16 protein-coding genes and 4 tRNA genes are annotated in these 22,399 nt (G+C 61.5%); 5 read left to right on the plus strand and 15 right to left on the minus strand.

Annotated elements, in window-relative coordinates:
* Positions 1-48 precede the first annotated feature (48 nt).
* The 3 genes from FLM52_12250 to FLM52_12260 form a co-directional block, all read right to left on the minus strand.
* Positions 49-1,284 (minus strand): GTP-binding protein, encoded by a 1,236-nt coding sequence (locus FLM52_12250; protein NVN56553.1) that lies wholly within the window; start codon positions 1,282-1,284, stop codon positions 49-51.
* A 228-nt stretch (positions 1,285-1,512) separates the two neighbouring features.
* Entirely contained in the window at positions 1,513-2,664 is a 1,152-nt protein-coding gene (locus tag FLM52_12255) for an iron-containing alcohol dehydrogenase (protein NVN56554.1), read from the minus strand.
* A 418-nt stretch (positions 2,665-3,082) separates the two neighbouring features.
* Positions 3,083-4,081, minus strand: coding sequence for an NADP-dependent oxidoreductase (locus FLM52_12260; protein NVN56555.1), 999 nt, complete (start codon positions 4,079-4,081; stop codon positions 3,083-3,085).
* A gap of 198 nt (positions 4,082-4,279) precedes the next feature.
* On the opposite strand from FLM52_12260, the gene FLM52_12265 reads away from it, so the two are divergent.
* A complete protein-coding gene (locus FLM52_12265) occupies positions 4,280-5,302 on the plus strand; it encodes a LysR family transcriptional regulator (protein ID NVN56556.1) in 1,023 nt (340 codons plus the stop codon).
* Positions 5,303-5,549: 247 nt separating this feature from the next.
* On the opposite strand, the gene FLM52_12270 is transcribed toward FLM52_12265, so the two are convergent.
* The 10 genes from FLM52_12270 to FLM52_12315 form a co-directional block, all read right to left on the minus strand.
* On the minus strand, positions 5,550-7,364 hold the full coding sequence (locus tag FLM52_12270; GenBank protein ID NVN56557.1) for a peptidylprolyl isomerase: 1,815 nt from the start codon (positions 7,362-7,364) through the stop codon (positions 5,550-5,552).
* Positions 7,365-7,641: 277 nt separating this feature from the next.
* Complete coding sequence (locus FLM52_12275) at positions 7,642-7,914, minus strand: HU family DNA-binding protein (protein NVN56558.1); 273 nt, start codon at positions 7,912-7,914, stop codon at positions 7,642-7,644.
* A gap of 177 nt (positions 7,915-8,091) precedes the next feature.
* Positions 8,092-10,500, minus strand: a complete 2,409-nt coding sequence (locus tag FLM52_12280; GenBank protein ID NVN56559.1) for an endopeptidase La — start codon at positions 10,498-10,500, stop codon at positions 8,092-8,094.
* A 232-nt stretch (positions 10,501-10,732) separates the two neighbouring features.
* Positions 10,733-12,022 carry an ATP-dependent Clp protease ATP-binding subunit ClpX gene (gene clpX, locus FLM52_12285; GenBank protein NVN56560.1) on the minus strand — a complete coding sequence of 430 codons (1,290 nt, stop codon included), beginning with the start codon at positions 12,020-12,022 and terminating at the stop codon, positions 10,733-10,735.
* An 84-nt stretch (positions 12,023-12,106) separates the two neighbouring features.
* A complete protein-coding gene (clpP, locus tag FLM52_12290; GenBank protein ID NVN56561.1) occupies positions 12,107-12,727 on the minus strand; it encodes an ATP-dependent Clp endopeptidase proteolytic subunit ClpP in 621 nt (206 codons plus the stop codon).
* A gap of 122 nt (positions 12,728-12,849) precedes the next feature.
* A complete protein-coding gene (locus tag FLM52_12295; GenBank protein NVN56562.1) occupies positions 12,850-14,202 on the minus strand; it encodes a trigger factor in 1,353 nt (450 codons plus the stop codon).
* A 315-nt stretch (positions 14,203-14,517) separates the two neighbouring features.
* Positions 14,518-14,592: transfer RNA gene (locus FLM52_12300), tRNA-His, on the minus strand.
* 68 nt (positions 14,593-14,660) lie between these two features.
* A tRNA-His gene (locus tag FLM52_12305) sits at positions 14,661-14,735 on the minus strand.
* Between the two features lie 93 nt (positions 14,736-14,828).
* A tRNA-Arg gene (locus FLM52_12310) sits at positions 14,829-14,905 on the minus strand.
* Between the two features lie 86 nt (positions 14,906-14,991).
* Positions 14,992-15,068, minus strand: a tRNA-Pro gene (locus FLM52_12315).
* 587 nt (positions 15,069-15,655) lie between these two features.
* Here FLM52_12315 and folD point away from each other — a divergent pair.
* Together folD and mtnN are read left to right on the plus strand one after the other, a co-directional pair.
* Positions 15,656-16,525 (plus strand): bifunctional methylenetetrahydrofolate dehydrogenase/methenyltetrahydrofolate cyclohydrolase FolD, encoded by an 870-nt coding sequence (gene folD / locus FLM52_12320; protein NVN56563.1) that lies wholly within the window; start codon positions 15,656-15,658, stop codon positions 16,523-16,525.
* A gap of 85 nt (positions 16,526-16,610) precedes the next feature.
* The gene (gene mtnN / locus FLM52_12325) at positions 16,611-17,321 is read left to right on the plus strand and encodes a 5'-methylthioadenosine/S-adenosylhomocysteine nucleosidase (protein NVN56564.1); all 711 of its coding nucleotides are present in this window, start codon (positions 16,611-16,613) and stop codon (positions 17,319-17,321) included.
* Positions 17,322-17,440: 119 nt separating this feature from the next.
* Here mtnN and FLM52_12330 read toward each other — a convergent pair whose 3' ends face one another.
* Positions 17,441-18,823 carry a cysteine--tRNA ligase gene (locus tag FLM52_12330; GenBank protein NVN56565.1) on the minus strand — a complete coding sequence of 461 codons (1,383 nt, stop codon included), beginning with the start codon at positions 18,821-18,823 and terminating at the stop codon, positions 17,441-17,443.
* 201 nt (positions 18,824-19,024) lie between these two features.
* Positions 19,025-20,704, minus strand: a complete 1,680-nt coding sequence (locus FLM52_12335; GenBank protein ID NVN56566.1) for a glutamine--tRNA ligase/YqeY domain fusion protein — start codon at positions 20,702-20,704, stop codon at positions 19,025-19,027.
* Between the two features lie 238 nt (positions 20,705-20,942).
* Here FLM52_12335 and FLM52_12340 point away from each other — a divergent pair, with 238 nt between their 5' ends.
* Together FLM52_12340 and FLM52_12345 are read left to right on the plus strand one after the other, a co-directional pair.
* Positions 20,943-21,437 carry a peptidyl-prolyl cis-trans isomerase gene (locus FLM52_12340; GenBank protein NVN56567.1) on the plus strand — a complete coding sequence of 165 codons (495 nt, stop codon included), beginning with the start codon at positions 20,943-20,945 and terminating at the stop codon, positions 21,435-21,437.
* Positions 21,438-21,589: 152 nt separating this feature from the next.
* A complete protein-coding gene (locus FLM52_12345) occupies positions 21,590-22,363 on the plus strand; it encodes a UDP-2,3-diacylglucosamine diphosphatase (GenBank protein ID NVN56568.1) in 774 nt (257 codons plus the stop codon).
* Positions 22,364-22,399: the final 36 nt, after the last annotated feature.

Raw genomic sequence — 22,399 nt, forward strand, 5'->3', positions numbered from 1 at the left:
GCTCTTGAGAGGCATGGGCTGAAGCGCTCCACGAAGGAGCACCTCAGCTCACTCGCCGAAGAAGTTGAAAGGTCTGGCAGCGCCGTCGCTACGACAGGCCAGCAAGGCCGCATTCAGCTGGTGGGAGTCCTCAAGCGGCAACGCCGCCACCATCCCTTCCTGCTCCTCCCCCTGCTCCTGTCCATCCAGCGGTGCAATCAGCTCAAGCCGCGAATCCTCACGCCAACTGGACGGCGCAAGCTCGGCACGCCCCTTGGCGCGGTTATAGCTGCGCCAACCATCCTGGGTGTGAAAGACGCCCTTGATGCGCCACTCGCGCGGCAGGCCATCCAGCCACTGGGTCAGCTGATCGAGATCGAACACCTCGCTTGCGGCGATTCGCCAGCCCAGACTGGCATGCTCAAGCCCTTCGGCCTGCTCGATCACCGGTGCGCCGGACAGCGGCATCACGTCCGAGGCGGGCGATTCATCACCCACGGACGCCTCAAGTGCCTGACCCGCATTGGCGTATGCGGCACGATGCGCGGCCGGCATCGTCACATTCATCTGTTCCGCCAACGGCTCATCGACACTTCCGCTCGCGCCCTGTCCTGCCATCAACCAGTCAATGATCCGGGCTTCCTGACCGTTCATGCGTGCCTTGAGTGCATGGGTCTCGCCGTCGGCTCTGCCCAGCTCACCGACCCAGCGCTTGCGCGGCCACATCCCCGCCAGAAACTCATGCGCGGCCGCCAGCTGCTGATCGCTCGCCAGATCTCGCTTGCTGAGCACCACGCCGCCCGCCAGCGTCAGCTGGTCCCGGAAAGTGCCGTGTTCGCGCGTGCGGGGGTCGTCCAGTGCGCGCGGGTCCAGCAGGGTGATGACTTCCTCAAGCGCAAGCGCCGAGGCCAGCCCTTCACTGCGCAGCACATCGATCAGCCCCGCCGGATGCCCCAGCCCTGAGGGCTCGATGATCAGACGATCAGGGCGCGTCTGATGAATCAGGCTGACCAGCCCCGCCTGCAGCACGAAGGCCAGCTGACAGCACAGGCACCCGCCGGGCAGCCCCTTGACGCTGACATCCTCGCGCCAGGCAAACAGTGCCTGATCGATCCCCACCTGTCCGAACTCATTGACCAGGATCGCCCAGTGTTCATCCTCAGGCTTGGTCGCGACCAATGCCTGGATGAAACTGCTCTTGCCTGTTCCCAGGAAGCCGGTGATCAGATGCACTGGTATCCGCGTTTGGCGTGCAAAATCCGTCGGGGCGTCGCCGGTATCGGCGCCGCGTGAAGCCACAGACATGCTGAAATCTCCGCAAGATGAAGGGCGTGCAAAAGGTTATAGAGTAACAAAAACCGGCCGACGACGAAGTCTCGTCAAGCGAATCCGGCCTTCTGGCATGACGCGATCTGGCGGACGGCAAGCTGCAACAAGGGGGGGGGGGACAAGGAGGGAAATACGCAAAACCCCTCGCCACCAGGGGTGACGAGGGGTTTGAGGCTGACACTCGAGACTGACTGACGCGTGCGATCAGGCAGCGCGGGTCAGAATACGACGCGCCACGTCCGGCGTGATATCGCCGTGCTCACCGATGGCGGTGAAGCCGTGACGGGTCAGGTTGTCGACCAGCTGATCGATGCTGTCGGCACTGATACCAGCTTCGCTCAACGATACCGGCGCGCCCATGCGCGTGAAGAACTCACGGGTCTTGTCGATGGCAGCCCGCGCAACGCTCTCCTCATCGCCTTCCAGTGCCCAGACGCGACGACCGTATTGCGCCAGCTTGGCACGCTTGGCCTCGAACAGCTCTTCCCACAGCGCCGGCATCACGATGGTCAGGGTGCGACCATGATCGACACCGTGCAGTGCGGTAATCTCGTGACCGATCATGTGGGTGGCCCAGTCCTGCGGCACGCCACGCCCGATCAGGCCGTTGAGACCCAGGTTGGCGGCCCACATGATATTGGCGCGCACGGCCAGGTCATCCGGCTGGCTAAGCACCTTGGGGCCTTCCTCGATCAAGGTCAGCAACAGACCCTCGGAGAAGCGATCCTGCACCGGCGCGTTGACCGGGTAGGTCAAATACTGCTCGCTGACGTGCACGAATGCATCGACGACACCGTTGACGCTCTGGCGCTCCGGCAGGGTCAGGGTGGTAGCCGGGTCCAGCACCGCGAAACGCGGATAGGCCAGTTCGCTGAACATCGGCAGCTTGTCATGTGTCTCATAGTTGGTGACCACGGCGTTGCCATTGGACTCGGAGCCCGTAGCCGGCAGTGTCAGTACCACGCCCAGCGGCAGCGCCATCTCGGGGTGCTTGCCCTCGGCGAGAATTTCCCACGGATCACCGGCATGACAGGCGGCGAGCGCGAGAAACTTGCTGCCATCGGCGACGCTGCCACCTCCGACCGCCAGCAGATAGTCGATCTTCTCGCGCTTGATGATTTCCAGGGCTTCGAGCAGGGTGTGATAGCTCGGGTTCGGCTCGATGCCGCCGAAGCTCCACCACTGACGACCTTCCAGTGCGCCTTCGATCTGATCCATCACGCCGTTGCGCTTGATCGACCCGCCACCGTAGGTGACCAGCACGCGGGCATCCGCCGGAATCTCGTCACGCACCTTGGCGATCTGGCCGGCACCGAAGTGCACGCGGGTCGGGTTCTGATAGGTAAAGTCCTGCATGATGCTCTCCTCGCGGAGTCAGGGGCGACACGGCAACATGAGATGACAGAGCCGTGGTCAGGCGCCACCTGACACAGAGTGATATGTGGGCGAAGTGACAGAAAAGCGCGACGATGACGCCACCTGCCCACGAACGATGGTCTGCATTCTAGAGCAGCGACCAAGACTAAAGTAGAGCACAGGCCGCACGTCTTTGGTTCGTAAGAGTCACCAATCCTTACAACCAGTGATATTTAGCGACCAGTAATGCGTGATGGCAAATGTTTGGCCAACCACGCAAAAGGCCCGCCGCGGCGAGCCTTTCGTGACTGTCTGAGCAGCGCGCGTACGCGCGGTGTCAGGTGTTCGGGTCTCCAGTTCGGGTCTCCAGTTCGGATCTTCAGTAATGCTGGCTCAGTTCTAAGATCAAGTTCTAAGATCAGAGACGCACCAGCATCTTGCCCTTGTTGCCACCCGAGAACAGCTTGAGGAAGGCGTCCGGCGTCTGCTCGAGCCCTTCTTCCACCGTCTCTTCGTAGTCGATATCGCCCTTGGCGACCTGCGGCCCTACCTCTTCGAGGAAGCGGCTGTAGTTCTGCCAGTGATCAAAGACGATGAAGCCTTGCATGCGCGCGCGACGGATCAGGATCATCGAGATGTTCGAGGGGCCAGGCGCCACCTCGGTATCGTTGTAGCTGGAGATCATGCCGCAGACGGCGATACGAGCGCCGACATTCAGGTTGTTCAGCGCCGCCACTAGGCAATCACCGCCGACATTCTCGTAGTAGACATCGAAGCCGTCCGGGCAGGCTTCCTTGAGCGCCTTCGTCAGCTGCTCGGCATCCTTGCCCTTGTAGCTGACCGCCTTGACGCCCCGCGCTTCCAGCCAATCGAGCTTTTCCTGGCTGCCGGCGATGCCGACGACGGTGCCACCCTTGGCCTTGGCCAGCTGCACGGCGAGCGAGCCGACCGCACCGGAGGCCGCGCTGACCAGCACGTTATCGCCCTCTTTCATCTCGGCGATGATGTTGAGGCCGGTCCAGGCGGTCATGCCCGGCATGCCCAGCACGCCCAGGTAGGCCTGCTCCGGCACCTCGATGCTCGGCAGCGGTTCGACCTGGTCACCAGAGAGCTGCGCGATGTCACGCCAGCCACCCATGTGACGTACCTTGTCGCCGCGCTTGAAGCGAGAGTCACGTGACTCGATCACTTCACCGACGGCTGCGCCCTGCAGCGGCTCATTGAGCTCGAAGGGGTCGATATAGGTCTTCACGCCGCTCATGCGGCCACGCATGTAGGGATCCACGGACAGCCAGCTGTTGCGAATGCGCACCTCGCCTTCACCGAGCTCGCTCAGCTCCTCTTCGCGCAACTGGAACAGGTCGCGTTCCGGGGTGCCTTTCGGATAGTCGGTGATCGTGTAATAGCGTGTCTGCATGCGATGCTCCTTGCGAATGATCTGGTCAAACGACTTGTGATCAGAATCGTCATCAGGCCGCTGGCCCGAGGCCTCAACCCTGTGACGACTGGCCGCCGAAAGCGTTGCTCGGCGACGAAGTGCCCCCAGATTACGCGCGCTCCCGATATCACACCAATGACAGAAACTGAATCCCGGTATGCATGAGACTGATATCATATGCGGTTGAAACTGCACACTTTCATCCCAGCGACTGGGCCGCCTCGCTACCGGGAACCACTTGCCATGCACCTGGCTGAACTTGCCCGCCATGATCTCAATACGCTGGTTGCGCTGCATGCGCTGCTGGAAACCCGCAGCGTGTCGCGGGCCGCTGAGCGCCTCAACCTGAGCCAGCCTGCGGTGTCCCGCACCCTGGGCCGTCTGCGCGAGGCCTTCGATGACCCCCTGTTCGTACGCGCGCAACGCGGTCTGCGCCCCACCGCACGCGCAGAGGCCCTCAGGCAGCCCCTCGCCCGTCTGCTGCAGGAGCTGGGTGCCCTGCTGGCACCGCCCGAGTTCTCGCCTGGAGATAGCCAGCGTCGCTTTCAGCTGGCCACCACCGATTACGGTATGCACGCCTTCGTGGCGCCCCAGATCGCCCCACTGCACGCGCAGGCACCCGGCATCCGCCTGGATATCCAGGCCTATGGCGGCAATGTCGAACAGCAGCTGGAAGAAGGCGGGCCGGAGCTTGCGATGTGCGTGCCCACCGCCAGGGTGCCGGCCGGCGTGCATGGTCGCGAGATCGGGGATGATCAGTTCGTCTGCGTGATGCGCCAGGACCATCCGCTGGCAGCGAAGGAGACCTTGAGCCTGGAGGACTTCCTCGCCGCCAGTCACCAACTGATCAGCATGGGCGGTGATGAGCGAGGCGCGGTGGACCTCAAGCTGGCGGAACTGGGACTGAGTCGTCAGGTGGTCATGCGCCAGCCCCATTTTCTGGCCGCCTTCAGTGTCAGCTGTCACAGCGACCTGCTGCTGTGCGTGCCGGGCTGTCTGGCCATCAGCATGCTCGATCAGCTGCCGCTGGCCCTGCGTCCGCTACCCATCACCCTCAACCGCTTCTCCTACTGGCTGGTGTGGCACGAACGCCTGCATCATGACACTGGCCACCGCTGGCTGCGCCAGACGCTCTCCACAGGCATTCAGGTCCGTCACCGCGAACTCTCCCAGCAGCTGCGTCAGCGGCTGGGCTCGTGACTTGATACATGACGCGTGACCTGACACCAAGCTCGTGATCTGACGCCACACCCGCACGTAGCCTCGCGGCCTGAGCTTCGCTACCTGAGCCTGCGAGGCTTGAACCCAATGACCTGAACTCAATGGCTTGAACCCAACGGCTTGAACCCAACGGCTTGAACCAAAAAAAGACCGCCACCCCAAGGGGTGACGGTCTCATTGGCAGGCAACGCTGCCCACGCCAGTTGCCTGGCTCATTTGCGCTCGATCAGTTGCGCTCGATCTCGGCACGCTCGCGCAGGGATTCCTGCAGGCCCGTGACAGCGGCCTGAGCACGCAGACGTGTGGCCAGACGCGAGAGGAACTGGTCCATCTCGCTCGGCTCGGCCTCGCCGATCTCGGTCAGGGCGATCAGCGCGATGCCACCACTCAGCGACGCCTTGCCGTAGACCGGCTGGCCATCCTGCGGGTGCGCCAGCGTGAAGGCCTGCTTGACCAGGCTCTGCGGCAGCTGGGTGCTGGCCTGACGGCTGACGTCGTCAGCCTGCTGCCAGTCAATCCCTTCGAGTGATCCGCCCTGGCGCAGCGTCTCCAGACGCTTCTCGGCCAGTGCCTCGAGTGCCTTGGCAGTCTTGTCGGCCTTGGCTTCGCGCTGAACCTGCTGCTTGACCTCATCCAGTGCCAGCGTGGTGGCCGGGCGCTGCTCGAGGACGCGCAACACCAGACGGCGGCTGTCATCCAGTTCGATGACATCACTGTTGTAGCCCTCTTTCAGCACTTCGTCACCGAAGGCTGCCGCCATCACACCCGGCTCGGACAGCAGTTCGTCATCGTTTTCCTGCGCGACCCAGTCGGTCTTCTCAAGCGGCAGGTCAAGATCCTCGGCGACGCTGGCCAGATCATCCGCCGCGAAACTCTCGTCCTTCAGCTGTTGCGCCTTCTCGTTGAAGGTATCGCGGGAAGCGGCCTGACGGGCTTGCGTCAGCAGCTCGTCGCGCATGTCCTCGAAGGGCGCGATGTCCAGACCGGTCACCTTGATCAGGTGCAGGCTGTCGCCGGTATCGACGATATCCGACACCTGGCCTTCATCCAGCGCGAAGGCCGCGTCATCGAAGCCTTCGCCGAAGATACCGCGGGTGATCACGCCAAGCTCACCGCCATCCTCGGCCGTGGAGCTGTCTTCGGAGACCTCGGCCGCCACCTTGGCGAAGTCTTCGCCGTTGGCGAGTGCGTCACGTGCGCCCTCGAGCTTGGCACGTGCCGCCGCATCATCGTCACCCTTCTCGACCATGATGTGCGCGATCTCCCGCGGCGCGTCGGCACGCTTGGCCGCATATTCAGCCTTCAGCGTGTCTTCGCTGATATCGCCACCGCTGGCCAGCTCGTTCTGGTCCAACAGTACGTAGGCCAGCTTGACCTGTGCCGGACGACGGTAGTTGTCCTGGTGGTTGTCATACCAGGCCTTGAGCTCGTCTTCGCTGACCGTCACCGGCGCATCGAGGTCCGCGCTGCTCAGCGTGGCATAACGGAAGGTGCGCGTCTGACGCTGCAGCTGGCTGAGCTTCTCTTCTTCGCCCGGCAGCACGAAGGCACTGGCGGCAAAGCCGTCGGTCAACTGTTGGCGCAGGGTGTCGCTGCTCAGCTGCTGGCGGAAGGAGGTGGGCGAATAGCCGGCGCTGGCCAGACGATTGCGGAACAGGTCGGCATCAAAGCGTCCCTTGTCGTCCTGGAAGTCCGGAATGCTAACGATCAGTTGATCGAGCTGCGCATCGGACATGTGCAGGCCGCCTTCCTCGGCGTATTGATCCAGCAGGCGGGAATCGATCATCTGATTGATGATCTGATTGCGTGCTTCGCGCTCCTGTTCCGGCGCTACCTGGCCAGAACGGATGGCACGCTGGACTTCGGTTTCCACCGCCTGACGGCTGATGGTATCGCCATTGACCGTGGCCACGTCGTCACTGCTGGCAGTGAAGGCGCCAATGATCGACTCAACACCAAAGAAGGCAAAGGTGACGACAATGAAACCAACGATCGTCTTGGCCACCCAGCCATGCGACCGGTCTCGAATTCGTTGCAGCATGCAGGCCTCGAACTACAGGGATTGGAATGGCCACAAGGGCCGCGACTCAGTGACTGATGATTATACGCATGCCGCAGACAGATGCAGGTGACTTTGCACGACTGACTGACTCGCCAGGGTCATCAAACGCTTGCGCCCTGCCAACATGGCCGGGTTCAGCCACAAAAAAAGCGCATCGCCAGGCGATGCGCTTCGATGTTCTGGTGCCGGTTCGGCAGTCATCAGACCACTCCCGAACCGGTACCGCGCCACCGGGTGCCTGCGAAGCAGGCAGACCTCAGTTGACGGCGTCTTTCAGTGCCTTGCCAGCCTTGAAGCTCGGCACCTTGGCAGCACTGATCTCGATCGGAGCGCCAGTCTGCGGGTTACGGCCAGTACGTGCAGCACGCTCCTTGACAATAAAGGTGCCGAACCCGACCAATGCCACGGTCTCACCCTTCTTCAGGCTATCAGTGACGGTGTCGACCATCGCATCGAGTGCACGGCTAGCTGCTGCTTTCGGAATATCGGCAGATGCAGCAATGGCTTCGATCAGCTCGGATTTATTCACTCTTCACCCCTTGAATTTGCAAAAATTACCAGAAATCAGCGCGAAAATTACGGGTGCTAAACGCGATCGCGACGAAGCGGAGTTTATAGCAACGCCCTCAAACGACTGTCAAGCAACCTCACGCGCAAAACCGCACCACGCCGCCGTTTCGACAGCGGCATGGCCAAAAAAATCCCGTCAATGTGTACTGATCATTGTCTGACGACCACCGACATCGTCTGAACGAGAATCGTCCTTCTCAGCAGTCGACTTTTCTGCTAGAGCCACCTCAAGCACCTCGTCGATCCAGCGCACCGGCCGAATATCGAGTGCATCCTTGATGGTGTCCGGAACCTCCTTGAGGTCACGGCGATTTTCCTCGGGAATCAGCACAAGCTTTATACCACCGCGTCGCGCCGCCAGCAATTTCTCCTTGAGGCCACCGATCGGCATGACTTCGCCGCGCAGGTTGACCTCACCGGTCATTGCCACGTCACAGCGCACGGGGCGTCCACAGTAAGCGGATACCATCGCGGTGACCATGGCAGCGCCCGCACTGGGGCCGTCCTTGGGCGTGGCGCCTTCCGGCACGTGGATGTGCAAGTCTTCCTTCTCGAAGCGCTCAGCCTCGATACCGAAGGCCTCGGCACGCGCACGCACCACGGTGTGGGCCGCACTCACCGACTCCTTCATGACGTCGCCCAGTGACCCGGTCTTGCTGACACGGCCCTTGCCCGGCGTGACGACAGATTCGATGGTCAGCAGCTCACCGCCGACAGAGGTCCAGGCCAGGCCAGTGACACGGCCGATCTGGTCCTCGGCATCGGCGAGGCCGAAGCTGTACTTGCGGACACCCGCGTAGTGCTCGACCTGCTCGGCCTCAAGGTGCATGGAAGACAGTGCGCCCTCCTTTGCCTCGGCGACCACACGCTCGCGCACGATCTTGCGGCAGACCTTGGCGAGCTGGCGCTCAAGCTCACGCACACCGGCTTCACGCGTGTAGTAACGGATCAGCTCGAGCACGGAGGCTTCGCTGAAGGTCAGCTCGCCCGGCTTCAGGCCATTGGCCTTGAGCTGCTTGGGCGCCAGGTAGCGCATCGCGATGGCCAGCTTCTCGTCTTCGGTGTACCCCGGCAGACGGATGATTTCCATGCGATCGCGCAGCGGGCCCGGAATGTTCATCGAGTTGGACGTACAGATGAACAGGGTCTCGGACAGATCGTAATCCAGCTCGAGATAGTGATCGGCGAACTTGTCGTTCTGCTCTGGGTCCAGCACCTCAAGCAACGCCGAGGCCGGATCACCGCGGTGGTCCATGCCCAGCTTGTCGATCTCGTCGAGCAGCACCAGCGGATTCTTCACGCCCGTCTTGGCCATGCGCTGGATGATCTTGCCCGGCAGCGCCCCGATATAGGTGCGACGGTGACCGCGGATCTCGGACTCATCGCGCACGCCGCCCAGCGCCATACGGGTGTACTGGCGGTTGGTGGCACGTGCGATGGACTTGCCCAGCGAGGTCTTGCCGACACCCGGCGGACCGACCAGACACAGCACCGGCCCCTTGAGCTTCTTGACGCGCTTCTGCACGGCGAGATACTCGAGGATACGTTCCTTGACCTCATCCAGACCGTAGTGGTCCTCGTCCAGCACCTTGGCGGCATGGTTGATGTCGTGACGCACACGCGTGCGCTTCTTCCACGGCACGTCGCACAGCCAGTCCAGATAGGTGCGCACCACGGTCGCCTCGGCGGAAGTCGGCCCCATCATCTTGAGCTTGTTGAGCTCCTGAGTGGCCTTCTCCTCTGCCTCCTTCGGCATGCCGGCGTCCTTGATGCGACGCTCGTACTGCTCGACCTCGTTGGGCACGTCATCCAGCTCACCCATTTCCTTCTGGATGGCCTTCATCTGCTCATTGAGGTAGTACTCGCGCTGCGACTTCTCCATCTGCTCCTTGACGCGGGTGCGAATGCGCTTCTCGACCTGCAGCAGGTCGATCTCCGCTTCGATCAGCGTCATCAGGTGCTCGATGCGGTCACGCACCTTGTCCATCTCGAGCAGCGCCTGCTTGTCATTGATGCCAAGCGACAGGTGCGCGCTGATGGTGTCCACCAGACGGCTCGGGTCCTCGATGCCCTGCAGGCTGCCCAGCACTTCGTTGGGCACCTTCTTGGAGAGCTTCACATACTGCTCGAATTGATTGAGCAGTACGCGTACCAGGGTTTCCTGCTCCCGCTCGGACAGCGGCTGGCTGTCACGCAAGACGACATCGGCAATGCTGTGGCCGTCGTCGTGCAGGCGGATCGCCTGGATATCGGCGCGCGAGCTTCCCTCGATCAGCACCTTGACGGTGCCATCAGGAAGCTTGAGCAGCTGCATGATGTCGGCAACGGTGCCGATGGCGAACAGGTCTTCCGCCGTCGGGTCGTCCTGGCTGGCTTCACGCTGCGCCGCAAGCAGGATCTTCTTGTCGCCTTCCATGGCCACTTCGAGGGCCTGGATCGACTTTTCCCGGCCGACGAACAGCGGAATCACCATCTGGGGATAGACCACCACATCCCGCAGCGGCAGCAGCGGAAGTGTCAGGGTCTGATCTTCGTTCTGCTCCATGGCAGACGTTCCTCGGTATTCTGTGGGTGGGCCGCCTCACACGGCACTTTGATACTAGGACCATGGGGGCAAGGTCATGATTTTGCAATGATCCCGACACGCCTGGCGGTAACTCAACGCTGAATGAAGCCGTGCGTGCCCCGCGAATGCATCACAGTAAGGATGACTTGCGAGCGCAAACGCAACGGGGGGCCTTGCGGCCCCCCGTTGGTGCGACTCAGGCCCGGACGTTTCAGCCGTCCTTGCCGGCCACCTTGCCCTGACTCTCTTCGTTCTTGGAGTAGATCAGCAGCGGCTTGCTGTCGCCGGCAATCACCGACTCATCCACCACCACCTTGCTGACACTCTCCTCGGACGGGATGTCATACATGGTGTCGAGCAGCACGGACTCGAGGATCGAGCGCAGACCACGTGCGCCGGTACGACGCTCGATGGCCTTGCGAGCCACGGCACGCAGCGCATCTTCGCGCAGATCCAGCTCGACATCTTCCATCTCGAACAGGCGCGAGTACTGCTTGACCAGCGAGTTCTTCGGCTCGGTCAGAATCTGCACCAGGGCATCTTCGTCCAGCTCGGTCAGTGTCGCGATGACCGGCAGGCGGCCAACGAACTCGGGGATGAGACCGAACTTGACCAGATCACCCGGCTCGACGTCTGCCAGCACGCGCCCCACGGTCTTCTCGTCCTGCTTGCTCTTGACCTCGGCATTGAAGCCGATGCCGCCCTTCTCGGCGCGTTCGCGGATCACCTTGTCCAGGCCAGCGAAAGCACCGCCGACGATAAACAGGATGTTGCCGGTATTCACCTGCAGGAATTCCTGCTGAGGGTGCTTGCGACCGCCCTGCGGCGGCACCGAGGCAGTGGTGCCCTCGATCAGCTTGAGCAGTGCCTGCTGCACGCCTTCACCCGAGACATCACGCGTGATGGAGGGGTTGTCGGACTTGCGCGAGATCTTGTCGATCTCATCGATGTAGACAATGCCACGCTCGGCCTTCTCGACATCGTAATCGCATTTCTGCAGCAGCTTCTGGATGATGTTCTCGACGTCCTCACCGACATAGCCCGCTTCGGTCAAGGTGGTCGCATCCGCGATGGTGAACGGGACGTTCAACAGGCGCGCCAGCGTCTCGGCCAGCAGCGTCTTGCCGCTACCGGTCGGGCCGATGAGCAGGATGTTGGACTTGCCCAGTTCCACTTCATCCGCGGCCTTCTGACCGGCGCGCAGACGCTTGTAGTGGTTGTACACCGCCACGGACAGCACACGCTTGGCGCGGTCCTGGCCGATCACGTAATCGTCGAGAGTGGAACGAATCTCACGCGGCGCCGGCAGGCGATCATCATCACCTTCGGCGTCGGCTTCGAGGACCTCTTCGCGAATGATGTCATTGCACAGATCGACACATTCGTCGCAGATGTAGACGGAAGGTCCCGCGATCAGCTTGCGCACTTCATTCTGGTTCTTGCCACAGAAGGAGCAGTACAGCAGTTTGCCGTTCTCGTCCTTGCCTTTGCCGTCAGCCATTCGCGTACCTCTCAATGGCGGCGACTCCCCGGGGAGCCGCCGGAAATGCATGTTTGCCGACGTCAGGTCAGCCGTTTACGCGGATCACTCCACGTCGGGACGGCGTTCCAGCACGGCATCGATCAGGCCGTACTCCACTGCCTGATTCGCCGCCATGAAGTTGTCACGGTCGGTATCATTGGCAATGGTGTCGAAGTCCTGACCAGTGTGGTGCGCGAGAATGCGATTGAGCTTCTCACGGATGGTCAGGATTTCCTTGGTGTGAATCTCGATATCCGTGGCCTGACCCTGATAGCCGCCCAGCGGCTGGTGGATCATGACGCGGGAGTTCGGCAGCGCGTAGCGCTTGCCGGCGGCACCGCCTGCCAGCAGCAAGGCACCCATGCTGGCTGCCTGGCCGATGCACACGGTGGACACGTCGGGCTTGATGAACTGCATGGTGTCGTAGATCGCCATCCCTGCAGTCACGGAGCCACCCGGCGAGTTGATGTACAGATGGATGTCCTTGTCCGGGTTTTCAGACTCGAGGAACAACAGCTGAGCCACGACCAGATTGGCCATGTAATCCTCAACCGGACCCACAAGGAAGATCACCCGTTCCTTCAGCAGGCGGGAATAGATGTCATAGGCCCGTTCGCCGCGAGCATTCTGCTCGACAACCATCGGAACCAGACCGCCAGCATTCTTGATGTCGAAGTCGTTCATGGGGGCTTCCTTCATCCGATGACATTGATATCCATTGAGCATGCCACTTTACCCCGCCCACTGACCAGAGACCCGGCCGTAGCCGGGTCCTGGTCTAGCAAGCACTAGGGGTCAACCAAGCTTCAGGCTTGCTCACCTTCGGCTTCAGTAGCCTCTTCTTCTGCTTCTTCCTGCTGCTGTGCAGCCTGCAGGGCTTCCTGGTAGGACATGGCAACGTCCTTAACCTGAGCCTGTGCCAGCAGCTTGTCAACGGCCTTCTCTTCAAGCAGCACCGACTTGAGCTGATTGCGAGCCTGTTCGTTGGAACCATAGTACTCGGTGACCTGAGCCGGGTCCTGGTACTGCTGAGCCATTTCTTCAACGCGAGCATTCAGCTCTTCGTCGCTGACGTCCATCTCGTTGCTGCTGACGACTTCGCTGAGCAGCAGGCCAGTCTTGACGCGCTGGACCGCCTGATCCTGGAACAGCTCGCCCGGCAGCTGGGAGACGTCGAAGTCTTCGCCCAGACCGAACTGCTGTGCCGCCTGACGCTTCAGACCGTCGATTTCCTGGTCGGCCAGAGCCTGCGGCACGAGGATGTCGTTGGCCTTGGTCAGTTCGGCCAGCACCTGCTGCTTGACGCGATTCTCGATCGCGTTCTTCAACTCACGCTGCATGTTCTTCTTAACTTCCACCTTGAAGCTTTCGATATCGGCAGCTTCCAGGCCGAACTGGGCGATGAACTCTTCGTTCACTTCCGGCAGTTCCTGAGCCTTGACGGCGTGGACCTTGACCTTGAAGGTCGCTTCCTGACCGGCGAGGTGCTCGGCCTGGTAGTCAGCCGGGAAGGAAACCTTGATTTCCTTGTCGTCGCCGGCAGCAGCGCCGACCAGCTGCTCTTCGAAGCCCGGGATGAAGCTGTTGGAGCCCAGCACCAACTCGTGACCTTCTGCCTTGCCGCCTTCGAAGGCCTCTTCACCGAGGAAGCCTTCAAAGTCGATCTTGACCTGGTCGCCGTCAGCGGCAGCGCGCTCGACGTCGGTCCAGGAAGCGTTCTGCTTGCGCAGGGTCTCGATCATCTCTTCGACGTCGGCGTCGGTCACTTCAGCCTGCGGACGCTCGATTTCAGCGCCTTCGATCGGCTTCAGTTCGATTTCCGGGTAGATTTCCAGAGTCGCGACGAACTCCAGATCCTTGCCGGCTTCATCGACGGTCGCGTCGATCTTCGGCCAGCCAGCCGGGTTCAGTTCGTTTTCGGTGACGGCGGTCACGTAATGCTGGCGCATGATCTCGCCAACGATCTCGTTGCGCACGTCCTTGCCGTAACGCTGTTTCACCACTGCCATCGGCACGTGGCCCTTGCGGAAGCCGTTCAGACGAACGGTCTTGGCGGTTTCCAGAAGACGGGCGTTGACGGCCTGGTCGACTTCAGAAGCCGGCACCGTGATGGTGACCGTGCGCTCGATCGGAGAAGTCGTTGCGACAGAAGCTTGCATGAAAGTTCCTCTACCCACTGGTGGCGTTCGAATCATAAAGGCGAAGATTGTAGAAACCCCGCCACGCGCTGGCAAGCGCGGATATGACCCCTTCATATGGTGCCTTGGTCCAAGTTATTCAAGGACCCCGGCCATTTTCTGCTCCACCTACCCGCCAGACAGGCGCCTGGAGCGCCCGGCGACCCGGAATCGTCATGCATGGAGCAGTGCGAAAAAACCAAAAAAAAGGAGGAGAAAGCCATTGGCCTTCTCCCCCTTTTGCGGCATGCCGCCCGCCCAAGTGGGCCAGGCAGCATCCTGATATTCATCGAGACGTGGGGTGGATGATGGGGTTCGAACCCACGACCACCGGAGTCACAATCCGGGGCTCTACCACTGAGCTACACCCACCACTTCTGGAGATTGAACAGAAAGCCTGCCGTCTCCATCTCGTTGATACTGCTCAAGCTGACATGCAATGGGGTGGATGATGGGGTTCGAACCCACGACCACCGGAGTCACAATCCGGGGCTCTACCACTGAGCTACACCCACCACTGCATGAACATCTTCACATCGTCTGGTCGCAGTCATCAGGCTCAATGAAGAGCATTCCGACATCCACTTCGATGACAAACATCATCTCGATGGCACGCCCAGCAGGACTCGAACCTGCAACCTACGGCTTAGAAGGCCGTTGCTCTATCCGGTTGAGCTATAGGCGCAGAAATCAATGCTGCGAGTCAACCTCCGGACAAAGCCCTGAATACTGTTTCAGAAGACCTAAGCCTTGCGAGACGTTATATTCAAGTGGTCGGGATAGAGGGATTCGAACCCCCGACATCCTGCTCCCAAAGCAGGCGCGCTACCAGACTGCGCTATATCCCGAAACCGTCTTCAACCGACCGTCGAACCCCGTCGATGCGAGGCGTATTCTACCGAACTTTCGTCTGCGGTCAAGCCCTTACGTGAATTCTTTCCAAAAGAATCGTTTGCCCCTCGCGCTGTCATGCCAATGTCATGTCGCGAGCTTTCATCCATGAAGCCCCCCAACATCTCTGCTTGCTGATACAAGACGCCTTACCTGTCATCGCTTCTGCCACTGACACAGTGATGACTTGCGACGGCTGAGCGCCGCCGGTGGACTGACTATTGTCCCTACGCCTTCTGCTTCTCTGCCCTACAACCTCCCCTCTTTCTCCTTTCCTTGCTTCTACCTATGCCTCTACCTTTACCACTACCTTTGCTTGCGCCTCTATTGATGGAGCGTCAAGGCAACAATCGCATGGCATGCCCCCACTCTCGCCTGCCTCCTGGCGCCGTCATCTGACCTGTGGGCGACTGCGGAAGACCTGACGCCCATGACAGCTTTCGACCAAGGTCTTCATTCGGCGTTGACTGGAGGGCAAGGCATGCGAAAATTGGCCATCGTTGACCCTCCTGCATTTATCGCCCACGAGAAGGAATGATCGCTGATGTCAGCACAACTGATAGATGGCAAGGCCATTGCCGAACGCGTACGCCAACAGGTAGGCCGACAGGTCGATGCGCGTCGTGATGCCGGTGAACGTATTCCGGGGCTTGCCGTCGTGCTGGTCGGCGAAGACGCGGCGTCCGAGGTCTATGTCCGCAACAAGCACCGTGCCTGCGAGAAGGCTGGCATTCTCTCCACCCAGCACCGTCTGTCCGCTGACACCACTCAGCAGGAGCTGGAAGCCCTGGTCGACCAGCTGAATGACGACACCAGCATCGACGGCATCCTGGTGCAGCTGCCGCTGCCGGCGCATCTCGATTCACGCCCGATTCTCGAGCGCATCCGTACCGACAAGGACGTGGACGGCTTCCACCCCTACAACCTCGGTCGTCTAGCGCAGCGCCTGCCGGTAATGCGCCCCTGCACTCCCAAGGGCATCATGACGCTGCTGTCCGAGAGCGGCCTGCAGGTACGCGGCATGGACGCCACCATCGTGGGTGCCTCCAATATCGTCGGTCGTCCGATGTCACTGGAGCTGATGCTGGCCGGCTGCACCACCACTGTCTGTCACCGCTTCACCAAGGACCTGGAAAGCAAGGTCCGTCAGGCAGACCTCGTCGTGGTCGGCGTCGGCAAGCCGGGTCTGGTCAAGGGTGAGTGGATCAAGGAAGGCGCCATCGTCATCGATGTGGGCATCAACCGCCTCGACGATGGCTCGCTGGTCGGTGACGTGGAGTTCGCCCCGGCAGCGGAGCGTGCAGGCTGGATCACGCCGGTACCGGGCGGCGTCGGCCCGATGACAGTTGCCTCTCTGCTGGAGAACACCCTGTTCGCCGCCGAGTTGCACGATGCCCAGCTGGCCGGCAAGTAAGTACAAGCCCTCTCGCTGACACCTCCCCTGGCCACGGGGCATCGCGTGACAGGATGCCCCGCAGGCCCTGCTTCAGGATTTCATCATGTCCCTCAAGACACTTGGCATCATCGGCGCCATGGCCGAGGAAGTCGCCATCCTCGCCGAACTGCTGGAAGACAGCACCACGACTCGACATGCCGGCTCCACCTTCCACGTCGGCCAGCTGCACGGCCTCAAGGTCGTGCTGCTGCAGTCCGGCATCGGCAAGGTCAACGCCGCCGTGGGCGCCTGCCAGCTGATCGAGCGCTATCAGCCGGACGCCATCATCAACACCGGTTCCGCCGGTGGCTTCGCCTCCGATCTGGAGATCGGCGATGTGGTCATCTCCAGCGAAGTGCGTCACCACGACGTCGATGCCGTGGTGTTCGGCTACGAATATGGCCAGGTGCCACAGATGCCGGCCGCCTACCCGTCAGACCCGGCACTGGTGAAGATCGCGCGTGAGTGCGTCGAAGCCCAGGGCGAGATCAAGGCGCGTGAAGGCCTGATCTGCACCGGCGACATCTTCATGGCAGACCCGGAACTGGTCGCGCTGACTCGCTCACGCTTCCCGGACATGCTGGCCGCCGAGATGGAAGCCGCCGCCATCGCCCAGACCTGCTTCGTCTATGAGATGCCGTTCGTGGTCATCCGTGCGCTGTCTGACATCGCAGGCAAGGACAACAACAGCCAGTCCTTCGAGGAATTCCTGCACGTCGCCGCACGTCAGTCCTCGCGCATGGTCGAGGCCATGGTCAAGCGCCTCGCCAGCTGATCAGCCGCTGCCTGAGAGCGACCCCGCCCGACTGACCATAAAAAACCGCCGCCCCTATCGGGACGGCGGTTTTTTTCGCGGTGACATTTTCGCGGCGACAATGCGTCATGCCAACGGCATCAGCCTTCCAGCACCCAGGTTGTCCCCTCGCGGGAATCCTTGAGGATGATGCCCTGAGCGGCCAGCTCATCACGAATACGGTCAGCACCCGCGAAGTCCTTGGCCTTCTTGGCAGTAGCACGCGCCTCGATCTGCGCCTGGATCTCGTCTTCCGACAACGCCAATGCGGCAGTATCACCCTTGAGGAAGACCGCCGGGTCCTGCCCGAACAATCCCAGCAGGCCGCCCAGCGACGTCAGCTCGAAGGCCAGCGCCGGCGCCTGCTGCGGCGCCTCCTTCTTGGCACGGTTGAGCTCGCGGGCCAGCTCGAACAGCACCGACAGCGCACCAGCCGTATTGAAGTCGTCATCCATGGCTGCCACGAAGCGTGCCCGCCAGTCACCTGACACCTCACCCTGTTCGGGCGTGACGTTCTCCAGCGCATTGTAGAAGCGCTCCAGCGAACGACGCGCCTCATCCAGCGAGTTTGCCTCGTAGCTGATCGCGCTGCGGTAATGGCTGGCCACCAGCAGATAACGCACCACTTCCGGGTTGTGCTGCTCCAGCACATCACGAATCGTGAAGAAGTTGCCAAGCGACTTGGACATCTTGTCCTGCCCGACACGCACTGCGCCGGCGTGCATCCACACGTTGGCATACTGCTGACCAGTGGCAGCTTCGGACTGGGCGATCTCGTTCTCGTGATGCGGGAAGGTCAGGTCCGGCCCGCCACCATGGATATCGAAGGTGTTGCCCAGGCAGCAGGTCGACATCGCGGAGCACTCGATATGCCAGCCCGGACGGCCCGCCCCCCAGGGGGATGGCCAGCTGGCCTCGCCCGGTTTGGCGGCCTTCCACAGCACGAAGTCGAGCGGGTCTTCCTTGGCCTCTCCCACTTCCACGCGCGCGCCGGACTGCATGTCATCGAGCTGACGGTTGTTGAGCTTGCCGTAGCCTTCGAAACGACGCACACGGTAGTAGACGTCCCCATTGCTGGCCGCGTAGGCAAAGCCCTTGTCGATCAGCGTCTCGGTCATCGCGATGATATCGCCGATGTGCGCGGTCGCCCGTGGCTCGCGATCAGGCCGCAGGATACCCAGACGCCCCTCGTCTTCGTGCATCGCCTGGATCATACGCTCGGTCAGCGCCTCGAAGGCTTCGCCATTCTCGTCGGCACGCTTGAGGATCTTGTCGTCGATATCGGTGATGTTGCGCACATAGGTGACGTCATAGCCACGCGCACGCAGGTATCGCGTGATGATGTCGAAGGCCACCATCACACGCGCATGGCCGATGTGACAGAGGTCATAGACCGTCACGCCACAGACGTACATGCGCACCTTGTTGCCTTCCAATGGCACGAAGGGTGCCTTGGCCCGGCTCAGGGTACTGTAGATGGACAGTGTGCTCGCGGCATCTTCGAGTGAAATCATTCAGTCATCGCCCTTGGCTACTTTGCTGACAGCGCTCTGTCAGTCTTGCGAAATGGAGCTACCCGCAGGCCGATCATGCAACTTCGTCATCGAAGGTACAGGATCCGCCTGCGGGCCGTGAAGCGGGTAAAAGTCATGCCAGCAGACCTCCCGCAGGAGGCCTGGCTGCCATCAACCCTTCTTCTGGGCCTTGGCCCAACCGTCCTTCAGGCTGACGGTACGGTTGAAGACCAGCGCGCCATCGACGCAGTCATGGCGGTCGGCGACGAAGTAGCCGATACGCTCGAACTGGTAACGCGTTTCCGGCGCGGCATTGCGCAGGCTCGGCTCACCGAAGCCCTTGACGATGCTCAGCGAGTTCGGATTGAGGTGCTCAAGGAAGTCGACATCCTTGTCGCGGTCCGGCTCGGCTTCCAGGAACAGGTTCTCGTACTGACGCACCTCGACCGGTACCGCGTGCTCGGCACTGACCCAGTGGATGACACCCTTGACCTTGCGGCCTTCCGGGTTCTTGCCGAGGGTATCGAGGTCGACACTGCAACGCAGCTCGACGATCTCGCCGGCCTCATCCTTGATCACTTCATCACAGCGGATGACGTAACCGTTGCGCAGACGCACTTCCTTCTCGGGCGCGAGACGGAAGAACTTCTTCGGTGCATCTTCCATGAAGTCGTCGGCGTCGATCCACAGCTCACGGGTCAACGGAATCTGGCGCGTGCCCATGTCGTCACGCGCCGGATGGCCGGGCACCTCGAAGACTTCCTCATGGCCTTCCGGCAGATTGGTCAGCACCACCTTGAGCGGGTTGAGCACGCACATGGCACGCAGCGCGTTGTCTTCCAGGTCGGAACGGATGGCGTGGTGCAGCATGCCGATCTCGACCATACCACCATCCGCGCGGCTCACGCCGATCATGTCGCAGAACTTGCGAATGGAAGCGGCCGTGTAGCCACGACGACGCATGCCCGAGATGGTCGGCATGCGCGGGTCATCCCAGCCATCGACGACGCCTTCGTCCACCAGCAGCTTCAACTTGCGCTTGGAGGTGACGGTGTAATCCAGGTTCAGACGCGCGAACTCGATCTGACGCGGCGTGCTCGGCACCGGCAGATTGGCGAGGAACCACTCGTACAGCGGGCGGTGGTCTTCAAACTCCAGCGTACAGATGGAGTGCGTCACGCCTTCCAGTGCATCGGACTGACCGTGGGTGAAATCATAAGACGGATAGATCTTCCACTTGTCGCCGGTCTGGTGATGGCTGGCATGACGGATACGGTAGAGAATCGGGTCGCGCAGATTGATGTTGGGCGCCGCCATGTCGATGCGGGCACGCAGCACCTTCTCGCTCTCGCCGAACTCGCCCTTCTTCATGCGCTCGAGCAGATCGAGGTTTTCCTCGGGACTACGCTCACGGTAAGGGCTCGGGCGACCCGGCTCCTTCAGCGTGCCACGATATTCACGAATCTCGTCAGGCGACAGGTCATCGACATAGGCCTTGCCTTCACGCACCAGGTGCTGGGCCCAGGCATAGAGCTGGTCGAAATAATCGGAAGCGAAGCGCACCTTGCCGGCCCACTCGAAGCCCAACCATTCGACGTCTTCCTTGATGGCGTCGATATAGGCCTGCTCTTCCTTGGCCGGGTTGGTGTCATCGAAGCGCAGGTGACAATCGCCACCGAGCTGCTGCGCCAGACCGAAGTTCAGACAGATCGACTTGGCGTGCCCGATATGCAGGAAGCCGTTGGGCTCCGGCGGGAAACGCGTGACAACCTTATCGGCACGGCCGGCCTCGAGTTCTTCGCGGATCTGGTTAAGCACGAAGTTCGGAGCGCTCTGGGTCTCGGTACTCATGAAGTTTCGCTGCACCTCTGTGTGGTTCCTGGGCGTCGTATTGCGGGTCGTCATGTGGTTGAACGAACGTGCGCAAGGACAACAAGACGGATGATCGGGGCTGCATCCACGCGCCTGCCGCCCGCTCAGGCTTTCGTGTCTGGATGCAAAGCCGCTATTATAGCGCGACGCCCGCAGGCGATGCCATGAAGCCGCGCCTGCCTGACACTTGAGCAAGACAGATGACCGGGAAGCCCGCATGATCGTTCTTCACACCAACTACGGCGATATCACCCTCGAACTCAACCACGAGAAGGCCCCGAAGACCGCGGCCAACTTCGAGCAGTACGTGCGTGAAGGCCACTACAGCAATGTCCTTTTCCACCGCGTCATTCCGGGTTTCATGGTTCAGGGCGGTGGCTTTGACACCGACTTCAACCAGAAGCCGACCAATGGCGTGATCGAGAACGAAGCCGACAACGGCCTCAAGAACGACCGCGGCACCGTGGCCATGGCTCGCACCATGGACCCGCACTCCGCCAGCGCCCAGTTCTTCATCAACGTCAATGACAACGACTTCCTGAACTTCACCAGCAAGACCAGCCAGGGCTGGGGTTACTGCGTGTTCGGCAAGGTCGTCGAAGGCATGGACGTGGTCGAGAAGATCGAAGCAGTCAAGACCACCCGTCGCGACGGCCACGCCGACGTGCCGGCAGAAGACGTGATCATCACCAGCGCCGAAATCACCGAATAAGCGATTTCGCCTGATCACGCCGCAAGGCGTGCCTGCCGCCCGGCCTTGCCTCGTGATCGCGAGTGTCAGGCTGGGCGGTTTGCGTTATGAACCCCAACGGCAGTGCGCCCTTGCGATGCCCTGCTGACCGCCCACCTTCGCGGACCCCGACCATGAACACGACTGCCACCACCCTCTTCATCTCCGACCTGCACCTGCAACCCGACACGCCCGAGATCGCCCAGGGCTTTCTCGACTATCTGGCACGCCTGGCATCCTGCCAGCCTGCCGTCGAGCGTCTGTTCCTGCTGGGTGACATCTTCGAGGTCTGGGTCGGCGATGACTATCGCAACGACTTCACCGACAGCATGAGCGCTGCGCTCAAGCGCATCGCCGAACGCGGCACCGCGATCTTCTTCATGCACGGCAATCGCGACTTCCTGGTCGGTGAGACCTTCGCAGCCGAGGCCGGCGTGACACTGCTGCCCGACCCAAGCGTGATCGAGCTGGACGGCGAGCGCGTGCTGCTGATGCACGGCGACAGCATGTGCACCCGCGACGAGGCCTACATGAAGTTTCGTGCCATGACCCGCGACCCTCAGTGGCAGGCACAGATTCTGGCCATGCCGCTGGAACAGCGTCTGGCGCTGGCCCAGTCATTGCGCATGCAGTCCGGCGAGACCAACAGCGAGAAGGACGAGGCGATCATGGACGTCACGCCCGAGGAAGTGGTGCGCGAGATGCGTGAGCACGACGTGCGCACGCTGATCCATGGCCATACGCACCGCCCGGCGGTGCATGAACTCGAGATCGATGGCGAGCCGGCGCGCCGTATCGTGCTCGGCGACTGGCGCCCGACCCAGGCCTTCGACATCATCGCCCGTGGCCAGGGGCCAGAGCTGCGTGAATTTGCGCTGCCGCTGGTCGATGCGATCACTCACGGCTGATCGCTTGCACACACCAAAAAGCCCCGCTGCCGATCA

It is taken from the genome of bacterium Scap17, assembly GCA_013376735.1.
Lineage (GTDB): Bacteria > Pseudomonadota > Gammaproteobacteria > Pseudomonadales > Halomonadaceae > Cobetia.